The 19,353-nt window shown below is 67.1% G+C and carries 18 protein-coding genes; 13 read left to right on the top strand and 5 right to left on the bottom strand.

Going from position 1 to position 19,353, the window contains the following annotated elements:
• The first annotated feature begins 116 nt into the window (after window positions 1-116).
• Window positions 117-653, top strand: a complete 537-nt coding sequence (locus tag AC1ROK_RS19480) for a sugar O-acetyltransferase (protein ID WP_492849943.1) — start codon at window positions 117-119, stop codon at window positions 651-653.
• Window positions 654-728: 75 nt separating this feature from the next.
• Here the strand turns inward: AC1ROK_RS19480 and AC1ROK_RS19475 are convergent, their stop codons facing one another.
• Window positions 729-2,882, bottom strand: coding sequence for a hypothetical protein (locus tag AC1ROK_RS19475; protein WP_492849941.1), 2,154 nt, complete (start codon window positions 2,880-2,882; stop codon window positions 729-731).
• Between the two features lie 49 nt (window positions 2,883-2,931).
• Window positions 2,932-4,221: an adenylosuccinate synthase gene (locus AC1ROK_RS19470; RefSeq protein ID WP_492849939.1), complete on the bottom strand. Its 1,290-nt coding sequence runs from the start codon at window positions 4,219-4,221 to the stop codon at window positions 2,932-2,934.
• Between the two features lie 312 nt (window positions 4,222-4,533).
• Here AC1ROK_RS19470 and AC1ROK_RS19465 point away from each other — a divergent pair, with 312 nt between their 5' ends.
• From AC1ROK_RS19465 to AC1ROK_RS19450, 4 genes are all read left to right on the top strand, one after another.
• Complete coding sequence (locus tag AC1ROK_RS19465; protein WP_492849937.1) at window positions 4,534-5,904, top strand: FAD-binding oxidoreductase; 1,371 nt, start codon at window positions 4,534-4,536, stop codon at window positions 5,902-5,904.
• A 185-nt stretch (window positions 5,905-6,089) separates the two neighbouring features.
• Window positions 6,090-7,475: an FAD-binding oxidoreductase gene (locus tag AC1ROK_RS19460; RefSeq protein ID WP_492849935.1), complete on the top strand. Its 1,386-nt coding sequence runs from the start codon at window positions 6,090-6,092 to the stop codon at window positions 7,473-7,475.
• A gap of 152 nt (window positions 7,476-7,627) precedes the next feature.
• A complete protein-coding gene (locus tag AC1ROK_RS19455; RefSeq protein WP_492849933.1) occupies window positions 7,628-8,575 on the top strand; it encodes a DMT family transporter in 948 nt (315 codons plus the stop codon).
• On the top strand, window positions 8,572-9,024 hold the full coding sequence (locus AC1ROK_RS19450) for a GNAT family N-acetyltransferase (RefSeq protein ID WP_492849931.1): 453 nt from the start codon (window positions 8,572-8,574) through the stop codon (window positions 9,022-9,024). The genes AC1ROK_RS19455 and AC1ROK_RS19450 overlap by 4 nt, the downstream gene beginning before the upstream one ends.
• A gap of 163 nt (window positions 9,025-9,187) precedes the next feature.
• Here AC1ROK_RS19450 and AC1ROK_RS19445 read toward each other — a convergent pair whose 3' ends face one another.
• Window positions 9,188-9,994 (bottom strand): helix-turn-helix domain-containing protein, encoded by an 807-nt coding sequence (locus AC1ROK_RS19445; protein ID WP_492849929.1) that lies wholly within the window; start codon window positions 9,992-9,994, stop codon window positions 9,188-9,190.
• 118 nt (window positions 9,995-10,112) lie between these two features.
• Between AC1ROK_RS19445 and AC1ROK_RS19440 the strand changes: the two genes are divergently transcribed.
• Together AC1ROK_RS19440 and AC1ROK_RS19435 are read left to right on the top strand one after the other, a co-directional pair.
• Complete coding sequence (locus AC1ROK_RS19440) at window positions 10,113-10,493, top strand: hypothetical protein (RefSeq protein ID WP_492849927.1); 381 nt, start codon at window positions 10,113-10,115, stop codon at window positions 10,491-10,493.
• Between the two features lie 111 nt (window positions 10,494-10,604).
• On the top strand, window positions 10,605-11,852 hold the full coding sequence (locus AC1ROK_RS19435) for an epoxide hydrolase family protein (protein WP_492849925.1): 1,248 nt from the start codon (window positions 10,605-10,607) through the stop codon (window positions 11,850-11,852).
• Window positions 11,853-12,053: 201 nt separating this feature from the next.
• Here the strand turns inward: AC1ROK_RS19435 and serA are convergent, their stop codons facing one another.
• Together serA and AC1ROK_RS19425 are read right to left on the bottom strand one after the other, a co-directional pair.
• Window positions 12,054-13,640, bottom strand: a complete 1,587-nt coding sequence (gene serA, locus AC1ROK_RS19430; RefSeq protein WP_492849923.1) for a phosphoglycerate dehydrogenase — start codon at window positions 13,638-13,640, stop codon at window positions 12,054-12,056.
• A 101-nt stretch (window positions 13,641-13,741) separates the two neighbouring features.
• Window positions 13,742-14,926: a phosphoserine transaminase gene (locus AC1ROK_RS19425; protein ID WP_492849921.1), complete on the bottom strand. Its 1,185-nt coding sequence runs from the start codon at window positions 14,924-14,926 to the stop codon at window positions 13,742-13,744.
• A gap of 184 nt (window positions 14,927-15,110) precedes the next feature.
• On the opposite strand from AC1ROK_RS19425, the gene AC1ROK_RS19420 reads away from it, so the two are divergent.
• The 6 genes from AC1ROK_RS19420 (at window position 15,111) to AC1ROK_RS19395 (ending at window position 19,344) form a co-directional block, all read left to right on the top strand.
• Window positions 15,111-16,301 (top strand): CE1758 family FMN-dependent luciferase-like monooxygenase, encoded by a 1,191-nt coding sequence (locus AC1ROK_RS19420; protein WP_492849919.1) that lies wholly within the window; start codon window positions 15,111-15,113, stop codon window positions 16,299-16,301.
• Between the two features lie 21 nt (window positions 16,302-16,322).
• A complete protein-coding gene (locus AC1ROK_RS19415) occupies window positions 16,323-16,757 on the top strand; it encodes a MarR family winged helix-turn-helix transcriptional regulator (protein WP_492849917.1) in 435 nt (144 codons plus the stop codon).
• Window positions 16,758-17,465, top strand: a complete 708-nt coding sequence (locus tag AC1ROK_RS19410) for a CE1759 family FMN reductase (RefSeq protein ID WP_492849915.1) — start codon at window positions 16,758-16,760, stop codon at window positions 17,463-17,465. It begins immediately after the preceding gene.
• Between the two features lie 124 nt (window positions 17,466-17,589).
• Window positions 17,590-18,252 carry a GntR family transcriptional regulator gene (locus AC1ROK_RS19405; RefSeq protein WP_492849913.1) on the top strand — a complete coding sequence of 221 codons (663 nt, stop codon included), beginning with the start codon at window positions 17,590-17,592 and terminating at the stop codon, window positions 18,250-18,252.
• Between the two features lie 85 nt (window positions 18,253-18,337).
• The gene (locus AC1ROK_RS19400) at window positions 18,338-18,919 is read left to right on the top strand and encodes a biotin transporter BioY (protein WP_492849911.1); all 582 of its coding nucleotides are present in this window, start codon (window positions 18,338-18,340) and stop codon (window positions 18,917-18,919) included.
• The gene (locus tag AC1ROK_RS19395) at window positions 18,919-19,344 is read left to right on the top strand and encodes a DUF1284 domain-containing protein (RefSeq protein WP_492849909.1); all 426 of its coding nucleotides are present in this window, start codon (window positions 18,919-18,921) and stop codon (window positions 19,342-19,344) included. Before AC1ROK_RS19400 ends, AC1ROK_RS19395 begins: the two co-directional genes overlap by 1 nt.
• Window positions 19,345-19,353 lie beyond the last annotated feature (9 nt).

Raw genomic sequence — 19,353 nt, 5'->3', positions numbered from 1 at the left:
CCCCACCCCCAGCCCCTCCCCGAGCGAAGGCGGTGCCGCGATACTCTCTGCGGAAGCTCACCCGAGCCCCGGACCCGAGCTACACTACCACCCCGATTCTCTCCGGATGCTCTGCCATGACCGAAGCCAACCCCGCCCGCTCGTCCGAGGGGCGGCAGATGTTCGAGAACCTCAAACGCGCCGTACGGCTGAGCGCCCGGTTGAGCGACATCGGCTTTGATGACCTCGACGGGCTCTGCACCGCTTTCAGCGAGTTGATCGGCAAACCGGTGGGCGAGCGCTTCATGATCATCCCGCCCTTCTCCACCGATTGCGGCCTCAACATCACCGTCGGCAACAACGTCTTCATCAACCAGGGCTGCCACTTCATGGACATGGGCGGCATCAGCATTGGCGACGACGTGATGATCGGACCGAAGGTGAACCTCGTTTCCGCCGGCCACCCCACCGACCCCACGCAGCGGCGGAATGGTATCGTCAAGAAGCCCATCACCATCGGCAACAATGTCTGGATCGGCGCCGCCGCGACGATCCTCCCCGGCGTGACCGTCGGCGACAACGCGGTGATCGCGGCTGGAGCGGTGGTCAGCCGGGACGTGCCGGCGAGCACCATTGCAGCGGGCGTTCCGGCGCGGGTGTTGAAGCGGCTGTAGCCGGCCTCGGCGCTCCCGAAAAGCAAAACGCCCGGACCTGAGGTCCGGGCGTCTCGATGGTTCTTTCTCAGCCGATCAGTTCGCAGCAGCGACCGACTTGGTCCACTCGCCCACCACTTCGGTGAACATCGTCTCGGCCGCGGCGTCCTTTTCGAGCGTGATGATCGCCCGCTTGCCGGTGGCGTAGATCAGCGCCAGGTCCATCCACTTGCGTGAGGTGAGGAGGCTGCTGTTGGCGGTGATATCGGCCGGCGAGGCGCTGAGCGCGAACAGGAACGAGTTGCCGACGACGCGGGCCGAGGCGCCGACCAGGGGCGTGCCCTGCACCAGTTCCTCGTTCTTCAGCAGCACACCCGGCAGGCCCGCGATCGAGCCGCCGATAAAGCTGTCGGTCACCCGGAAATTGACTTCCATCAGGTGGCTGGCCGGCAGGCTCGCGTCGGAATTCTTGCGGATCAGCACGTCGACGGCAAGGTTGCGCGCCGGGATGTTCGCCTTGCCGATCAGCGTCGGCAGGCCCATCTCGTCGGTGCCCTTGCTCCATTCGACCGTACCCGAGAACGGCACGGCGCCGGTGGTGCCGCTGTCCGAGGCTTCGAGCAGCAGCGACTGGCTGCCGGCAAGGCTGGCCGGATCGACCGAGGCCGCAGCCTGCGTCGCATCGGTTGCCGCCGTCTGCTGGTCGGTGCCGAGGCGATCTTCCGGTGCTGCCGGGACGAGCCGGCTCAGTTCCGCCGGCGCGGCAGCCGTGTCGGTGCCGAGGCGATCTTCCGTGCCCAGCTCGGCCGTCGGCGTATCGCTCTCGGCGGGCGTAGCCGTGTTACCCGGGCCGGTGGCCGGAGTATCGGTGGCGGTTTCGGTCGGCGTCGGCGAGGTGATCTCAGACTGCTGCGTTGCCGGCGCGCCGCGCCCGAACATCTGGTCGAGATCGATGAAGCCTTCGCGCCAGGCCCAGAAGCCGGCGCCGCCGGCGCCGATCAGCAGCACGGCAAACACGATCAGGAAGATGGTGACAGCCCCGAGACCGCGACGTTCATCCTCAGCGCGGGCACGCGGGAAATTCGACTCGGCATCGCGTTGCTTCTTGGCGCGCGGTTCGCGGGCGTCGCGGGCAAAGGCGCTGGCCTTGGCGGCCTTGCCTTCCCGCTGCGGCCGCGCATCGGCCTTCAGAATCGACGGCGCGAAGCCGTTCTGGCGCGCTGGTGGCTCGTCGGCCTCGTCATCCTCGAAGGCGCGATACGGCACGCCGTTGCCGATCGGCTCCTCGAACTCGGTATCGCCACGCGCTTCGCGGTCGAGCGTCGCAATGGCGCGATCGATCGCCCCCTGCGGATCGGCAGGCGGCGCTTCCACCTCAACCTCGCGCACCGCCGACATGGCGGCGGCGATCGGCGGATCGTTGAACAGCGCCACCGGCTCGGACATCTGGCGGGCCGCGGCCTGGCCGTTGCGGCCGGCGGGCTCGAGGCGGGGCGCCGGCAATTCGCGGCGCGGCTCGAGCACCGGACCGCGGGCAGCGCCACCGATCGGCGCGCCGAACGCGGCATTGCCGGTGCGGCTCTTGGCCGCTTCGGCGCGCGCCACGATCGAGGGCAGCGGCGAGCGGCCGGTCGGCGACTTGGCCGGAATGGGCGAACGGATCGGCGCTGGGCGCTGCTGCAACTCCTCGCCGTCATCCTCGTCCTCGTCGGAGGGCACCGGGGCGGCGAGCTGCGGCTGCTGGCGCTGCGTCGAAGGCACGAGCTTGGGGACGGGCTTGCCCATCGGCTTGGCGTCTGGACGGACGATCGAACGCGACCGGTCGGAACCTTCGGTCTGCTCGGCATTGGCGGCAGCGATGATCTCTTCGATCGACCCGCCGGGCGGCAGCGGCCTTGGCGGCTCCTTGCCGTTCTGCTGCACGGGCTTGGCGACCGGCTTGGCGACAGCCGCCGGGGCCTTCTTGGCCGGCGGCTCGAAATATACCGGCGGCGGCGGCGGATTGTCTTCCTTGCCCGAACCGAGACCGGCAATCACCGCCTCGCTGGCTTCCTGCTCGACCTGGCGGATGCAATCCTCGAGCTGCAGGCGGTGTGCGGTAATGTCGCGAGCGGCCAGCGGCGGATTGATGGCGCGCAACTGCCCGACCAGCGCGGCGCGCGCCTTCTCGTAGACCGCGCGTCGCGCGGCGCCGTTATTCTCCGGCAGAGCTTCTACCGCCCTACGTAACAGCTCTTTGTAGTCCGCCATTGGCTAAGCGACATCCGTAATTTAGGGGGCCTGTTCTACCGAAAAAAACTCAATCTTGGAACGGGTCCTGAACCAGTATGGTGTCCAGCCTTTCCGGGCTGGTGGAGAGCATGGCGACCGGCGCCCCGATCAGCTCTTCGATGTACCTGACGTACTTCACCGCCTGGGCCGGGAGTTCAGACCAGCTTCTCGCCCCTGCCGTTGTTTCCGACCACCCCTCGAGGGTCTCGTAAATCGGCTTAACAGCAGCTTGTGCTCCCATTGAGGCAGGCAAGTAGTCAATTTTTTGACCATTGAGCTCATAGCCCACACACACTTTGAGCTCTTTGAGGCCGTCAAGAACATCCAGTTTCGTCAGTGCAATGCCGTTTATCCCCGAAGTTCTCACCGTCTGACGCACCAGCACCGCGTCGAACCAGCCGCAGCGGCGCGGCCGCCCGGTGTTGACGCCGACTTCGCGGCCGACGCTGGAGAGGTGCCGGCCGATCTCGTCATCGAGCTCGCACGGAAACGGTCCCTCGCCGACGCGGGTGGTGTAGGCCTTGGTGATCCCCAGCACATAGCCGATCGCCGTCGGCCCGAGGCCCGAGCCGGCCGAGGCCTGGCCCGCCACGGTGTTCGACGAGGTGACGAACGGATAGGTGCCGTGGTCGTTGTCGAGCAGCGCGCCCTGCGCCCCCTCGAACAGGATGCGCGCGCCGGCGCGGCGCTTCTCGTCGAGCAGGCGCCAGACCTGGTCGACATAGGGCAGGATCTTGCCGGCGACTTCGGTCAGCTCGTTGTAGAGCGACTGGGCGGAAAGCTCGGCCAGCCCCATGCCGCGGCGCAGCGCATTGTGGTGCGCCAGCAGCCGCTCGATCTTGGGCATCAGCGTTTCGGGCTCGGCGAGATCGCAGACGCGGATGGCGCGCCGGCCGACCTTGTCCTCGTAGGCCGGGCCGATGCCGCGGCGGGTGGTGCCGATCTTCAAACCGGAATTGCCGCTCTCGCGCACTGCGTCGAGCTCACGATGGAGGCTCAGGATCAGCGGCGCATTGTCGGCGATCTTCAGCACTTCCGGGGTGATCTCGATGCCTTGGGCGCCGATCTTCTCGACCTCGGCGACAAAGTGGTGCGGATCGACCACCACGCCATTGCCGATGACGCTCAGCTTGCCGCGCACCACGCCCGAGGGCAGCAGCGCCAGCTTGTAGCTGGTGCCGTCGATGACCAGCGTATGACCGGCATTGTGACCGCCCTGGTAGCGCACGACGACGTCGGCGCGCTCCGAAAGCCAGTCGACGATCTTGCCCTTGCCCTCGTCACCCCACTGGCTGCCGACGACGATCACGTTTGCCATGCGCTTATTGCCCCTCAGGAAGCGGCAGCCCGGCCGGGCGTGCTGCCGGCGGACCGCAGAGATCAGTTACGTTTCGCTGCAAGCTGACCCGCGCGGCTTCCCCTGGGGAAGTCCGAGGTAGTTGCGGATGTCCTTTAGAGCAGTCCTTCTCAGATGACAAATCCCGTCACGTCGCACCCCCAGGAAGAAGCGAGACCAGGGGCGGCGCGGGATCCGATGCAACGAGACGATCTCTCACTCTAGCAATCACGGATAGTCACACCCATGTTACCGCAACCCAGCGCGCCAACCCGAGAACCTGAGGACAAGGTTATGCCCCTCTCGACTGCCGCGAATGCCTTCCGCCTGCCCGCCGGCTCTGCCGGCCGGGTGATCACAGCAACTGATTCCGACTACGACAAGGCCCGCACCGTCATGTATGGCGGCTACGACAAGCGCCCCGCACAGATCGTCCGTGTCGCCGATGCCGCCGACACTGCCGCCGCCATCGTCTATGCCCGCGACAACGGCCTCGAGCTCGCCATCCGCAGCGGCGGCCATAGCGGGGCCGGCCACTCGACCACCCATGGCGGCCTCGTCATCGATGTCCGCGATCTCAAGGGCGTCGACATCGACGCTACCAACCGCACCGTCTGGGTGGGCGCCGGCGTCACCGCCATGGAACTGACCGAAGCCCTTGCCCCGCACCAGCTGATCGTCGGCTTCGGCGATGCCGGCACTGTCGGCATCAGCGGCATCACGCTGGGCGGTGGCGTGGGTTATCTGGCGAGGAAGCACGGCCTCTCGATCGACTCGCTGCTCGCGGTCGAACTGGTCACCGCCAACGGCCAGCAACTGCTGGCCGACGCCGCCAATCACCCCGAACTGTTCTGGGCGCTGCGCGGTGGCGGCGGCAATTTCGGCGTGGTCACCCGGCTGAAGTTCCAGCTCCACCCGCTCCCCGCCTTCACCGGCGGCATGCTGGTGCTGCCGGCCACCGCCAGCACCATCGCCGGGTTCGTCGCAGCCGCCAAGGCGGCGCCCGAGGAGCTCTCGAGCATCGCCAACGTCATGCCGGCCCCGCCGATGCCGTTCCTGCCGGCCGAGCAGCACGGCAAGATGGTGATCCTCGCCATGCTCGCCTTCGCCGGCGAGCCGGACGCAGCGGAAAAGGCGCTGGCGCCGTTCCGGGCGCTCGGCGCCCCGCTCGCCGATTTCGTCAAGCCCGGCCCCTATGCCAGCATGTATCCGCCCGAGGATCCCGACTATCACCCGACAGCGGCGGCGCTGAACCTCCTGGTCGATCGCATCGGCACCCCGGAGGCCGAGACCATTCTCGGCTATCTGGAGGAATCCGACGCAAGCCTCAGGGTCTGCCAGATTCGCGTGCTCGGTGGCGCGCTCGGCCGCGTTGCCCCCGCGGCCACCGCCTACGCCCACCGCAAGAGCCCGATCATGGTCAATGTGGCGGCGTTCTACGACGGCGAGGCGGACAAGCCGGAGAAGCAAGCCTGGGCCGCCGATTTCGCCAAGGCGTTGAACCAGGGCGATGACGGCGCCTATGTGAACTTCGTCGCCGACGAGGGCCCGGCCCGCGTCCGCGCCGCCTATCCCGGCGACACCTGGGACCGGCTGAGACAGGTGAAGCGGGCCTACGACCCGGAGAACCTGTTCCGGCTCAACCAGAACATCCCGCCCGCCTGAGGCCGCTCGCCGGCCTCTCCGCTAATCCTCCCCCGCCACGCGGGGGAGGATCATGGAGAGGCCGGCAGCTTTCCGCCCCCAACCCATTCCTGATCCGGCGCTGAGCGGCACATTCATTTGCCGTTCAAATCGCCACGCCTAGAGGCCCGCGCTCCAACTTAACCCTCTCAGCGAGAACTCAGGGAATGGACAAACGCTTTCCGCTCGAAGACCAGATCGACATGCTGGCCTCGAGCCTGCGCGGTCGGGTGATTTCGGCCCGCGATGCGGCTTACGACCAGGTGCGCAGCGTCGCCCTCGGCAATTTCGACCGGCGCCCGGCGGCGGTGATCCGTGTCGCCAACGTCTCGGACGTGGCGGCAGTGATCAACTTCGCCCGCGCCACCGATCTCGAACTGGCGGTGCGCAGCGGCGGCCACAGCGTCGGTGGCCATAGCGGCACCGAGGGTGGCCTGGTCATCGACCTGCGCGATCTCAACAGCATCGAGATCGACCGCGAGACCAGCACCGTGTGGGCCGGCACCGGCCTCAGCTCCGGCGAAGTCACCCGTGCCGTCGAGCAGCACGGGCTGATCGTCGGCTTCGGCGATTCCGGCACGGTCGGCATTGGCGGCCTGACGCTGGGCGGCGGCATCGGCTACATGGTGCGCAAGCACGGCCTCACCATCGACTCGCTGCTGGCGGCCGAACTGGTGACGGCGGCCGGCGATATCCTCGTCGCCGACGCCGACCACCACCCGGACCTGTTCTGGGCGTTGCGCGGCGGCGGCGGCAATTTCGGCGTGGTGACGCGGCTGAAGTTCAAGCTGAACCCGCTGCCGTCCTTCGTGGGCGGCCCACTGGTGCTGCCCGCCACCGCAGAGAACATCGCGAAATTCGCCGAGCTCGCCGATGCCGCGCCGGACGCGCTCTCGACCATCGCCCTGGTGATGCCGATCCCGCCGGTACCGTTCGTGCGGCCCGAGTTCCACGGTACGCTGGCACTGATCGGCATGATGGCGTTCTCCGGCACGCCCGACGCCGCGACCCAGGCGCTGGCGCCGTTCCGCGCCATCGCCACGCCGATCGCCGATCTCGTCGGGCCGGCGCCCTACTCCGCCATGTACGCCATGGACCCACCGCCCGAGATGCGCCCGGCCGTCTCGTGCCGTTCGCGCTTCGTCGACCGTTTCAGCGTCGAGGACGCGGCCAGGATGCTGGCGGCGCTGGAAGCCTGCCCGTCGCCGATGAAGATGGGCCAGGTTCGCGTGCTCGGCGGCGCCTATTCGCGCATCGCCACCGACGCCACGGCGTTTGCGCATCGGAAGAGCAAGGTCATGGTAGCGTTCCTCGCCATGTATGAGGGCGGCGCCGAGGTCACAGCCCATTTCGACCGCTGGGCGACCAGCGCCCTCGACACGGTGAGCAAGACGAACGCCGTCGCCTATGTCAACTTCCTCGGCCTCGAGGGTGGCGAGGGCCTCCGCGCCGCCTATCCCGGCTCGACCTGGGACCGGCTGCGCCAGATCAAGGCCAAGTACGATCCGGAAAACCTGTTCCGGCTCAACCAGAATATCCCACCGGCGGCCTGACGGGCTGGCGCGACGCGCCAAGCCTCACGTCTTGTTTGTCGCGCTTCCGAACCGGAAAAGTCTGCAACTTTTCCTGGAAGCACTCTATGTTCGCGCCTCCTTCGGCCGCCACCTTTCGAGGTAGCGGCCGATGCTCGAACCACACGGCCCCGATGACCAATTCCTCTGCCGCGACCGGCAACCGCGCGTTCCACGCCCTGATGGATCGCCCCTATCTGATCCTCATCCTCACCACGCTGTTCTGGGGTGGCAATGTCGTCGCCGGCAAGCTCGCCGTCGGCCATATCGACGCGCATTCGCTGATGATCCTGCGCTGGACCGGCGCGCTGCTCTTGGTACTGCCCTTCGCCATCGAGCCGCTCAAACGCGATTGGCCGGTGATCCGGGCCAAGTGGTGGCTCTATCTGTTCTACGGCGCGGTGGGCTTTGCCACCTTCAACGTCCTGGTCTATGTCGCCGCCTATTACACCTCGGGGGTCAACACCTCGCTCGAGCAGGTGGCGGTCAATATCTTCGTCATCATCCTCAACTTCGCGCTGTTCCGCACCCGGGTGCGCGGCCTGCAACTGCTCGGCGTGCTGGTCACCATCCTCGGCGTCGCCATCATCGCCACCCACGGCGACCTCCCGCGTATCCTGACGCTGGAAGTGAACCTCGGCGACCTGCTGGTGATCCTCGCCTGCTTCGCCTACGCCATCTATTCGATCGCGCTGCGCTGGCGCCCGCCGACCCACTGGACCAGCTTCCTCGCGGCCACCTGCGCCGGCGCGATCCTCGCCTCGCTCGCCTATCAGGCGACGCTGGGCAACGGCACCGCCAGCCTCCCGTCCAACCTCGCTGCCATCGATATGCAGGGTTGGCTGATCGCCGCCTATACCGTGATCTTTCCTTCGGTAATCTCGCAGATGCTCTATGTCCGCGGCGTCGAGCTGATCGGCTCCAATCGCGCCAGCCTGTTCGTCAACCTGATCCCGCTGTTCGGCACGGTCGGCTCGGTGATCGTGCTGGGCGAAGCACTGCAGCTGTTCCACATCGTCGCCGCGATCCTCGTCGCCGCCGGCCTGGTGCTGGCGGAATACTCCGCCCGGCGCAGCGCATGACCGGGATCCTGCTCCGTCCGGCAACACAAGCCGACTACGACTCGATCGCCGCCATCTGGCACGCCAGCGCCGGCTTGCCCGGGGTCGGCCCGGCGCAGTTGCCGAGCCTCGCGCGGCTGCGGGAGCGGGTGGATATCGAGATCGATGCGGGCTGGCAGGTGACGGTGGCTGAGGCTGGCGCGGAAATCGTCGGCTTCCTTGCCGTCAAACCGGCACCTGCCATCCTCGACCAGTTGTTCATGCACCCCGAGGCTCGGGGGCTCGGTCTCGGCCAGCTGCTGCTCGATGCAGCCAAGGCGCAGATGCCTGATGGGTTCACCCTGTTCACCCGCCCCGGCAACGCGCCCGCTCGCCGGTTCTACGAGAAGCACGGACTCACGCAGCTGCGAGACGAACTCCACCCGATTTTTGGTGATCCGATCGTCTGGTATGGGTGGAAGCAGGGGTAGAGATAGACACCGGTGCGTGTGGCTCCCCCCTCCCAACCTCCCCCACAAGGGGGGAGGTGCCGTTCAGTGTGTGTGGCACGATCGAGCCCAATTCACCGGCCCGACACCTCCCCCTTGATGGGGGAGGCCGGGAGGGGGTGGAGCCACAGCTTCAATGCCACCCCTACCCCACCACCGCCGCGAGCAGCGCCACCGTCTCCGCATCCGCCGGCAAGAACGCCTCGATCACCAGTTCGCTGAGCGTAATCTCGGTGGGGGTGCCGAATACCGTGGTGGTGGAAATGAAGCTGGCGACGGCGTCGCCGAAGCGCATCTTCATCGGCACGAACACCCCGCCATGCTCGTCGCGCCCTTCATAGCCGGGAGCGATGCCGGAAATGCCGCGCAGCTCTTCCAAAAGCTCGGCGATGGCGGGATCGCCGCTCGCTTCGAGCTGCGCCGCCACCCGGCGCAGGATGTCGCGGGCCCATTCGTCGTAATTGACGATCAGCCGCCCCAACCCGTCCTGGCGGAGACTGAGGCGCAGCACGTTGATCGGCTCCTGCAGAAGCTCTGGATTCTGCACCTGCGCCAGGAACGGCGCCGCCGCGGCATTCGCCGATACCAGGTTCCAGCCGCGATCGACGGCTATGGCCAGATACGGCTCGTAAGCCTTGAGCACCAGGTCGACCGCCGCCCGCGCCGGCGCCAGATCCGGATGATCGAGCCGCCGCTCCGGGTAGACCGGGGCGTAACCCGCCGCGAGCAGCATCAGGTTGCGAATGCGCAAGGGCACCCCGAGCCCGGAAGCGATGCGCAGCACCACTTCGCGGCTCGGCACCGAGCGCCCGCTTTCAATGAAACTCAGGTGCTTCTGGCTGAGCTCGATCTCCAGCGCCAGGGCGAGCTGGCTGAAGCGGCGGTGCTGCCGCCAGTCGCGGATATAGTCGCCGATGGAACGGTCGGAGGCCGTGGCTTGTGCGTGTGTCATGCCCCCGACCCTACCCGGTCGCGTCACCGGTTCAATTACCTCTGCGTTAGTTGAGACGAGGAGGCGGGAGGTAGAAATGTGTCGCCGTCACCTGACGAACCCCGACGGAGAAACCGAAATGAACCTCATCCGCCTTGCCCTCGTTGCCGACGCCGCTGCGACGGCTGCCACCGGCGCCCTGCTTGCCATCGGCGGCAGCCTCCTCGCCGATCTCACCGGCCTGCCCGCAACCGCCACCCTGCCGCTCGGCCTGTTCCTCGTCGCCTACGCCGCGTTCGTCGGCTGGGCCGGAATGCAGCGGGAGACGCCGCGCGGCGCCGTGATGCTGATCGTCCTCATCAATGCCGCATGGGTCGTCGGCAGCGTCATCGTCCTGCTGGCCGGCACGTTTCCGCTGACCCTGCTGGGCGTGGCCTTCGTCATCGCCCAGGCCGTTGCCGTCGCGGCGCTCGCCGCCTTGCAATGGATCGGCCTCGGCCGGCCTCGCGCCCTCGCCTGACTCGTACGTCACGGCGGACAACCGGCGCTGCTGACAGGCTCTGTCAGCAGCGCCGGCGCATTGTTCCGGGGCCGGCGAGACCGGCGCCGAAACAGCGAGGACGACCCGAAAATGCCCCTGACCCGTCGATCCCTCATCAAGTCCGCCATCGCCGCAGCACTGGTGCCGGCGTTCACGGCCATCGCCCATTCCGCAGCCCGAGGAGAGACCGCCATGACCACCGCCAAGCCGTTCAAGCTCGCCATTGCCGACGCCGATATCGCCGACCTGAAGAGCCGCCTGAAGGGCGCTCGTTGGCCGGTGGAAGTGGCTCCCGATAGCTGGGAGCGCGGCATCCCGGGCGGCTACCTCCGGCGGCTGGCCGAGCGCTGGGCCGCCTTCGACTGGCGCGCCCAGGAGGCTGAGCTCAACCGCTACGAGCAGGTGATGCTCGAGTTCGAAGGCGAGCATGTGCACGCCTTCCACATCCGCTCCAGACACGCCGACGCCATGCCGCTGGTGCTCTGCCATGGCTGGCCGAGTTCGGGGATCGAATACCTGAAACTGGTCGAGCCGCTGACCAACCCGGCGGACGCGAAAGACGCCTTCCACTTGGTGATCCCGACCGCCCCCGGTTTCGGCCTCTCCCCCGCGCCGCGCCAGCCCGGCTGGACTGCCAAGAAGACCGCGGCCGCTATCGCCGGGCTGCTGAACCAGTTCGGCTATGAGCGCTTCGCCGTGCACGGCACCGATATGGGCTCCGACGTCGCAGCCCAGCTCGACGTGCTGACCAACGGCCGCGCCATTGGCCTCCACCTCGGCACCGACCTCGACAGCGTCATCGCCGTCGCCTCGTTCATGGGCGGCGACCTGTCTCAGAACCCGGCGCTCACCGCCGAGCAGAAAGAGCGCGCGGGTGCCCTCCTCGCCAAGGTCGCCGATCGCAACGGCTACATCGCCATCCAGTCGACCCGGCCCAAGACGCTCGGCTATGCGCTCAACGACTCGCCGATCGGCCAGCTCGCCTGGATCGCTGAAAAGTTTGAGGCCTGGACCAACCCGAACAAGGCGACCATCGAAGCGGCGGTCGATATCGACCAGTTCCTCACCAATGTGAGCCTCTATTGGTACGGCGGCGGCGGTTCTGCGTCGGCCAACGCGCTGTGGGAAGCCTTCAAGGCCATGGGCTGGGCCCCGCCCAGCGCCACCCCACGCGGCGTCGCCGTGTTCAACACCAGCGACCTGGTCCGCCCGCTGTTCGACCCGCAGCAGCAGATCGGCCACTGGAGCGAGTTCAAGGAGGGTGGGCACTTCCCGGCGATGGAAGAGCCGGCACTGCTGGCCGGGGATTTGCAAAAGTTCTTTCGGCCACTGCGCTGAACCATGGAGTGAACCACCGGCCTGCTCCCCTCCCCCTTGAGGGGAGGGGCGGGGGGTGGGGGTGGTGAGGCGGGTACGATGCTGACTGCACCACCCCCACCCTCAATCCCTCCCCTCAAGGGGGAGGGAGGGTATCGGCCCGTGAAGACCAAAAAAGGCCGGGCATTGCCCGGCCTTTCCATCTGCTTACAACCCTGCGGCTTAGTTGAACGCCACCGCCTTGGCCTGGCGCACACCCGGCAACCCGGCGATTTCCTTGAGCTGCTCCGCTGTGACCTCGCCGTCGATCGACAAGAGCGCAATCGCGTCGCCCCCCACCTCGGCGCGGCCGAGGTTGAAGTTGGCGATGTTGATGCCGAGGTTGCCGAGGAGCGTGCCGAGCCGGCCGATATGGCCCGGCTTGTCCTCGTTGGTGACGTAGAGCATCGACGGGGTAAGCTCGGCATCCATGTTGATGCCCTTGACCTGGATGATGCGCGACTTGCCATTGGCAAAGATGGTGCCGGCGATGCCGCGCTCCTGCCGCTCGGTGATCACGGTGAGGCGGATATAGCCTTCATACGCCCCCTGCTGGTCGCGGGTGATGATCTCGACATTGATGCCGCGGTCCTTGGCGATCTGCGGCGCCGAGACCATGTTCACCTCGGCCACCTGCGGCTTCAAGACGCCGTTGATCGCCGCGGCGGTCATCGGCTTGGTGTTGAGCCCGGCGACATTGCCCTCATACTCGATGCGGATGCCCTTGATCGAAGTCTCGGTCAGCTGGCCGGCGAACGAGCCGAGCGCTTCGGCGAGCTTCACCCACGGGGTCAGCCGCGGTGCTTCCTCGGCCGAGATCGAGGGGAAGTTCAGCGCGTTGGTGATCTCGCCGGTGTTGAGATAGGCCGAGATCTGCTCGGCCACCTGCAGCGCGACGTTCTCCTGCGCCTCGGTGGTCGAGGCGCCCAGGTGCGGCGTGGCGATGAAGTTGGCGAGTTCGAACAGCGGGTTGTTCTGCGCCGGCTCCTCGACGAACACGTCGAACGCCGCGCCTGCCACCTTGCCCGACTTCAGCGCCTCGTAGAGCGCCGCTTCATCGACGAGGCCGCCACGGGCGCAGTTGATGATGCGCACGCCGTCCTTCATCTTGGCGATGGCGTCGGCATTGATGATGTTGCGGGTCGCATCGATCAGCGGCGTGTGCAGCGTGATGAAATCGGCTCGCTTCAAGAGCTCGTCGAGCTCGACCTTCTCGACCCCGATGGCCTGCGCGCGCTCCGGCGTCAGGAACGGATCGAACGCCACCACCTTCATCTTGAGGCCCTGCGCCCGGTCGGCAACGATCGAGCCGATATTGCCGGCGCCGATCAGGCCGAGCGTCTTGTTGGTGACCTCGACGCCCATGAAGCGGTTCTTCTCCCACTTCGACGCCTTGGTCGATGCGTCGGCCTCGGGGATCTGCCGGGCCAGCGACAGCATCAGCGAGATGGCGTGCTCGGCGGTGGTGATCGAGTTGCCGAACGGGGTGTTCATCACGATGATGCCGGCCTTGGTGGCGGCCGGAATATCGACATTGTCGACGCCGATGCCGGCGCGGCCAATCACCTTCAAATTCTTGGCGGCGCTGAGGATCTTGTCGGTCACCTTGGTGGCCGAGCGGATGGCGAGGCCGTCATACTGGCCGATCACCTCGAACAGCTTGTCCTTGTCCTTGCCGAGATCGGGCAGGTAATCGACGTCGATATTGTTGTCCTTGAAGATCTGGACCGCAGTCTTCGACAGCTTGTCCGAAACGAGAACCTTGGGCATGTCGCCCTCCGTGTTGGTTGCGGGTCCGGGATTTGAACCTGTGACCGCATGAAACTGTGGGAAAGAAGCCGCCCCCGGTGGGGCGGCTGAAGCATCGAAGCTTAGGCGGCAGCCTGTGCCAGCGCGGCCTTCTCGGCGGCGAAGGCGTAGTCGAGCCACGGGGTCAGCGCCGCGAGGTTCGCAGTGTCGACCGTCGAGCCGGCCCAGATGCGCAGCCCCGTCGGGGCATCGCGGTAGCCGCCGATGTCATAGGCGACGCCGGCCTTGTCGAGCCGCGAGACGATCGCCTTGGCGAACGCCGCCTGCGCATCATCGGCCAGCGCGGTGATCGCTGGGTCCTTGATCACGAGGCAGATCGAGGTGTTCGATCGCTCGGCTTCGTTCTTGGCGAGGAACGCGGCCCAGTCGGATTTGGCGACCCAGTCGGCCAGCACCTTGGCGTTGGCATCGGCACGCGCCTGCATGCCCTTGAGCCCGCCGACGGTCTTGCCCCACTCCATCGCATCCACCGCGTCCTCGATGCACAGCATCGACACGGTGTTGATGGTGGCGCCCTCGAAGATATCGGCCATGAGCTTGCCGCCCTTGGTCATGCGGAAGATCTTGGGCAGCGGCCAGGCCGGCTTATAGGTCTCGAGCCGCTCGACGGCGCGCGGCGAAAGGATCAGCACGCCATGCGCCGCTTCGCCACCCAGCGCCTTCTGCCACGAGAAGGTCACCACATCGAGCTTCGAAAAATCGAGGTTCTGCGCAAACGCGGCAGAGGTCGCGTCGCAGATGGTGAGGCCCTTGCGGTCGGCGGGGATCCAGTCGGCGTTCGGTACGCGGACGCCCGAGGTGGTGCCGTTCCAGGTGAAGACCACGTCATTGTCGAAGTTGACGGTCGAGAGGTCCGGCAGCTCGCCATACGGCGCCTTCAGCACCCGCACATTGTCGAGCTTTAGCTGCTTCTGGACGTCGGTGACCCAGCCCTCGCCGAACGATTCCCAAGCCAGCATGTCGACGCCGCGGGCGCCGAGCATCGACCACAGCGCCATCTCGACGGCGCCGGTATCGGAAGCGGGAACGATGCCGATCAGGTAGTCGTCAGGGACCTCGAGCAGCTCACGCGTCAGCGCAATGGCCTTCTCGATGCGCTGCTTGGCGGGCTTGGCGCGGTGCGAGCGGCCAACCAGGGCGTTGGCGAGCACATCCACCGTCCAGCCAGGACGTTTGGCGCAGGGACCCGACGAAAAATTGGGGTTTACCGGTTTCACTGCCGGCGCAGTCAGGGGCAAATCAGCCATGGCGACCCTCCCAGGTCGAAAGCCTCACGTTAGGGTGAGGTGTCCTGGGACGGGCAGATACTCCTCATCGTGGCGGCGCGTCAAGCGTCCAAAAGTCGGAGGCGGCAACACCAATCCGACGCCATCTTGATAGATGCATGCGCAAGCATATATATGCGACAGAAGCAGCCTTAGGAGGCACATCATGCAGTTCGGCATCTTTTCGGTCAGCGACGTCACTCGCAATCCGCTGACCGGCACCACCCCCAGCGAGGCCGAGCGGATCGACGCCATCGGGCGCATCGCGCAGCGCGCCGACCAGGTTGGGCTCGATGTCTTCGCCATTGGCGAGCATCACAACCCGCCCTTCTTCTCGTCCTCGCCCACCACCCTGCTCGCCCACATCGCGGCGCTGACGCAGCGTATCATCCTTTCGACCTCGGTGACGCTGATCACCACCAACGACCCGGTGAAGATCGCCGAGGATTACGCCATGCTGCAGCACCTGGCCAAAGGCCGGGTCGACCTGATGCTGGGCCGCGGCAACACTGTGCCGGTCTACCCCTGGTTCGGCCAGGACATCCGCAACGGCGTGGCGCTGGCGCTCGAGAACTACAACCTCTTGCACCGGCTGTGGCGCGAAGACGTGGTCGACTGGCAGGGCAAGTCTCGCACGCCGCTGCAGGGTTTTACCGCCATCCCGCGACCGCTCGATGATGTGCCGCCCTTCGTCTGGCACGGCTCGATCCGCACCCCCGAGATCGCCGAGCAGGCGGCCTATTACGGCAATGGCTATTTCGCCAACAATGTCCTGGCGCCGAACTTTCACTTCCTGCCGCTGGTCAACTTCTATCGTGAGCGCTTCGAGCACTATGGCCATGGCAGCAAGGAGCAGGCCATTGTCGGGCTGGGCGGGCACGCCTTCATCGCCAGGAACTCGCAGGACGCCTACGAACGTTTCCGGCCGTTCTTCGAGGGCAACCCGATCTACGGCTCGAGCTATGGCCTCGAGGAATATGCGAAGAATACGCCGCTGAGCGTCGGCAGCCCGCAGGAGATCATCGACAAGACGCTGAGCTTCCGCGAGGAATTCGGCGATTACCAGCGCCAGCTCTGGGTGGTCGACGCCATGGGGTTGCCGCTCGAGGCGGCGCTGGAGCAGGTGGAACTGCTCGGCACTGAAGTGGTGCCGGTGCTGCGCAAGGAGATGGCCGCGCGGCGCTCGCCCGGCGCTGCCGAGGCGCCGACGCACCAGAGCCTGGTCAAGGCCAGGTACAGCGACGCCCCGGCGCGGCAGCCGACGCCCAACCCCAACCGCGGCGACAATCTCACCGGCGCCCGTCCGTACCAGGACACCGCCCCTGAGCTCGTCGCCAAGCTGCCGCTGGTGGGCTGAACCATGGCCAGCGACACCAGATTGGCGAATGAGGCTTGGGAAGCGCTGTTCCGCGCCCAGATGACCATCGCGGCCGAGCTCCACGCCGGCGACGCCTGGGGCGACCTCGTGCCCACCGATTACGGCGTGCTCTACGCGCTCTCGGGCGCCAGGGCCGGCCTGAGGATGTCCGAGCTCGGCAAGGACATCCTCATCAGCCAGGCGGGCTTGTCCCGGTCGGTGTCGCGGCTCGAGGCGCGTGGCCTGATCGACCGTCAGGCTGACCCGGAGGATGCCCGCGCCAGCATCCTCAGCCTGTCCAGGGCCGGTACGCACCTGCAGAAACGCGTCGGCGCCAGACATGGCCGGCATGTCGCCGAGGCGATGACCTGTCGCCTCAGCGACCAGCAGCTCACCCAATTGCGCGACCTGTGCGAGCAACTGCTCGCGGTGCCGCCGTCAACCCGCGAGGCCTAGATGACCAAACCGTTCCCCACCCCCGATCAGCCGGCGCGGCTGGTCGTCATCAATGCCGGCGTCAGCGACCCTTCCTCGACCCGCATGCTCGTCGACCGCATCGCCCAGCGGAGCCTCGACCGCCTGTCGGGAGCGGGCCTCAGCACCTCGCTCGCCATCATCGACCTCGCGCCGCTGGCGATCGACATCGCCAAGGCCATCGTCGCCGGTTTTCCGGGCGACAAGCTGCAAGCGGCGATCGACACCCTCGCCGGCGCCGACGCCATCATCGCTGCAACACCGGTCTACAAGGCCGGGATGAGCGGACTGTTCAAATCCTTCATCGACCTCGTCGACAACGACCTGCTGATTGCCAAGCCGGTGATCCTTGCGGCGACCGCGGGCACCGCCCGCCACGCCATGGTCGCCGACGAACAGATGCGCCCGCTCTTTGCCTTCCTCCGCGCCGTCCCGGTCCCCACCTCGATCTTCGCCGCGCCCGAGGATTGGGGGGCGCCGGACCTGGGCAAGCGCATCGATCGCGCCGCCACCGAACTTACCCAGTTCGTTGCCTCGGGCGTCGCTCGCGCCATCACCAACGCCGCCTGGGACGGCTACCAGCACCAGTTCGCCGGCAACGCCGCGCAGGCCGAGCAATCGGCGGCCGACGTGAACTTCGACACCGACCTGATGCGTTTGGCGGCCGGCGGATCCTCGGCCGCGTCCTGACCGCAGCAGCAGCGGTGGCCTTGGCACAGGAGCCGCCCAGGCAGTGGCGCACGGGCGGGCCCGGTCGATCTCTGCCAGCTCACGGCGGTAGCCATCGGCAGACCGATAACTTATCTATAAAATCATGACCACAGCCAAAGACGACCCCGTTTCCGTCCGGATCAGCCGCGCGCTGGCCGAGCGGATCATTGCCGGCGACATCGAGGCGGGCGCCCGCCTGCGGCAGGACCACATCGCCGAGGAGTTCGGCGCCAGCCACGTGCCGGTGCGCGAGGCGTTCCGGCTGCTGGAAGCGCAGGGGCTGGTGGTCAGCGAGCCGCGCCGCGGCGTGCGGGTTGCCGGCTTCAGCCTCGACGAGGTGCGCGAGGTCGCCGAGATGCGCGCCGCGCTCGAAGTGCTGGCGTTGCGCCAGGCCGGCCCGCACCTCACCAAGGCGATGCTCGACCAGGCCGAGGCCGTCAGCAAAGCCGGCGACAAAGCCAGCGATGTGCAGACCTGGGAGGAGGCGAACCGGGCCTTCCACCGGTTGATCATCACGCCCTGCGGCATGCCGCGGCTACTCAAGACCATCGACGACCTGCATAGCGCCAGCGCCCGTTTCCTGTTCTCGGGCTGGCGGGCCGAGTGGGAGGCGCCGACCGATCGCGACCACATGGCGATCCTCGCCGCGCTGCGTGATGGACAGATCGAAACCGCCGCTACGGTGCTGGCGCGCCATATCCGCTCGAGTGGCCAGGAGCCCCGCAAACCGGCCCTGCGCAAGGTTCCAGCGACGGCTCGACTTTAGCCCTCTTGCAAATCCCGCGCGGCTGTGGACTCCTTTAGCGATAGATAACGCAGATTATCTATAATTTCTCGCAAGGAGCCTCCTCGTGTCTAGTGCCGCCTCTCTGACGCCCGCCTTCAGCCCGCTCGACCTGCAAAGCCGTCCGCTCGCCTGGCGGGTCGGAGCGGTGGTGCTGGGCACGCTGTTCCTGACCCTCTCGTCCTATGTCGAAGTGCCGATGGTGCCGGTGCCGGTGAACATGCAGACCTTCGCCGTGGTGCTGGTCGGCGCGCTCTATGGCTGGCGGCTCGGCGCCATCACCATCATCGCCTGGCTCGCCGAGGCGGCCATCGGCCTGCCGGTGTTGTCGGGCGGCGCCGCCGGGGCGCATCACTTCGTCGGCCCGACCGCCGGCTACCTGTTCGCCTTCCCCGTTGCCGGCGCTGCTGTCGGCTGGCTGGCGGAACGCAGCTGGAACGGCCGCCGCCCGGTGCTGGCCTTCTTCGGCATGCTGCTCGGCAACGCGCTCTGCCTCGGGCTCGGCGCTGCCTGGCTCGCCACCCTGTTCGGCGCCGCGGTAGCATGGACCAGCGGCGTCGCGCCGTTCATCGTCGGCGGCGTGCTGAAATCGGCGCTCGGCGCCGCACTGCTGGCGCTGCTGGCCCGCAGCAAGACCCGCACCGCCTGATGACCATCCGGTTGCGCCCGCATCACCTGCTCTGCCTGCTGACCTATGTGGGCAAGGGCTACAGCGCGGCGTTCATCGCCAATTACGACGCCATCGCCGCCCGTATCGGCGATGGCGAAGACGTGCTGATCGTGGCGGGGCCGGACGATATCTGCGCCCCGCTGCTGGATGATGCCGAACCGCATTGCCACCGCGACAGCGTCATCGAACGTGACCGGTTGGCCCTGCGCAACCTCGGCGATCTGCTGGCGACACCACCGCGGCTTGGCGACTCGCTCGTTCTCGAGCCGGCCCTGCTGCACCAGATGCGCGAAGCCTTCGCCGCCGGCCGCACCCGCGCCGCATGTGTCGGGTGCGAGTGGCATGGACTGTGTACCGGCATCTCGGCACGCGGCTATGCCGGCGTGGTCATCCCCGCCGCCTGACCGCAACCG

The sequence above is a fragment of the Devosia sp. GW821-FHT12F11 genome, from assembly GCF_058806655.1.
Note: the sequence above shows the minus strand (reverse complement) of the source record. Positions and strands in the feature narration are given on the sequence as shown.

Bases quoted from the DNA above. Each gene is read 5' to 3' on its own strand.
- AC1ROK_RS19480 (WP_492849943.1), top strand. From the start codon at position 117: ATGACCGAAGCCAACCCCGCCCGCTCGTCCGAGGGGCGGCAGATGTTC.
- AC1ROK_RS19475 (WP_492849941.1), bottom strand. From the start codon at position 2,882: ATGGCGGACTACAAAGAGCTGTTACGTAGGGCGGTAGAAGCTCTGCCG.
- AC1ROK_RS19470 (WP_492849939.1), bottom strand. From the start codon at position 4,221: ATGGCAAACGTGATCGTCGTCGGCAGCCAGTGGGGTGACGAGGGCAAG.
- AC1ROK_RS19465 (WP_492849937.1), top strand. From the start codon at position 4,534: ATGCCCCTCTCGACTGCCGCGAATGCCTTCCGCCTGCCCGCCGGCTCT.
- AC1ROK_RS19460 (WP_492849935.1), top strand. From the start codon at position 6,090: ATGGACAAACGCTTTCCGCTCGAAGACCAGATCGACATGCTGGCCTCG.
- AC1ROK_RS19455 (WP_492849933.1), top strand. From the start codon at position 7,628: ATGACCAATTCCTCTGCCGCGACCGGCAACCGCGCGTTCCACGCCCTG.
- AC1ROK_RS19450 (WP_492849931.1), top strand. From the start codon at position 8,572: ATGACCGGGATCCTGCTCCGTCCGGCAACACAAGCCGACTACGACTCG.
- AC1ROK_RS19445 (WP_492849929.1), bottom strand. From the start codon at position 9,994: ATGACACACGCACAAGCCACGGCCTCCGACCGTTCCATCGGCGACTAT.
- AC1ROK_RS19440 (WP_492849927.1), top strand. From the start codon at position 10,113: ATGAACCTCATCCGCCTTGCCCTCGTTGCCGACGCCGCTGCGACGGCT.
- AC1ROK_RS19435 (WP_492849925.1), top strand. From the start codon at position 10,605: ATGCCCCTGACCCGTCGATCCCTCATCAAGTCCGCCATCGCCGCAGCA.
- serA (WP_492849923.1), bottom strand. From the start codon at position 13,640: ATGCCCAAGGTTCTCGTTTCGGACAAGCTGTCGAAGACTGCGGTCCAG.
- AC1ROK_RS19425 (WP_492849921.1), bottom strand. From the start codon at position 14,926: ATGGCTGATTTGCCCCTGACTGCGCCGGCAGTGAAACCGGTAAACCCC.
- AC1ROK_RS19420 (WP_492849919.1), top strand. From the start codon at position 15,111: ATGCAGTTCGGCATCTTTTCGGTCAGCGACGTCACTCGCAATCCGCTG.
- AC1ROK_RS19410 (WP_492849915.1), top strand. From the start codon at position 16,758: ATGACCAAACCGTTCCCCACCCCCGATCAGCCGGCGCGGCTGGTCGTC.
- AC1ROK_RS19405 (WP_492849913.1), top strand. From the start codon at position 17,590: ATGACCACAGCCAAAGACGACCCCGTTTCCGTCCGGATCAGCCGCGCG.
- AC1ROK_RS19395 (WP_492849909.1), top strand. From the start codon at position 18,919: ATGACCATCCGGTTGCGCCCGCATCACCTGCTCTGCCTGCTGACCTAT.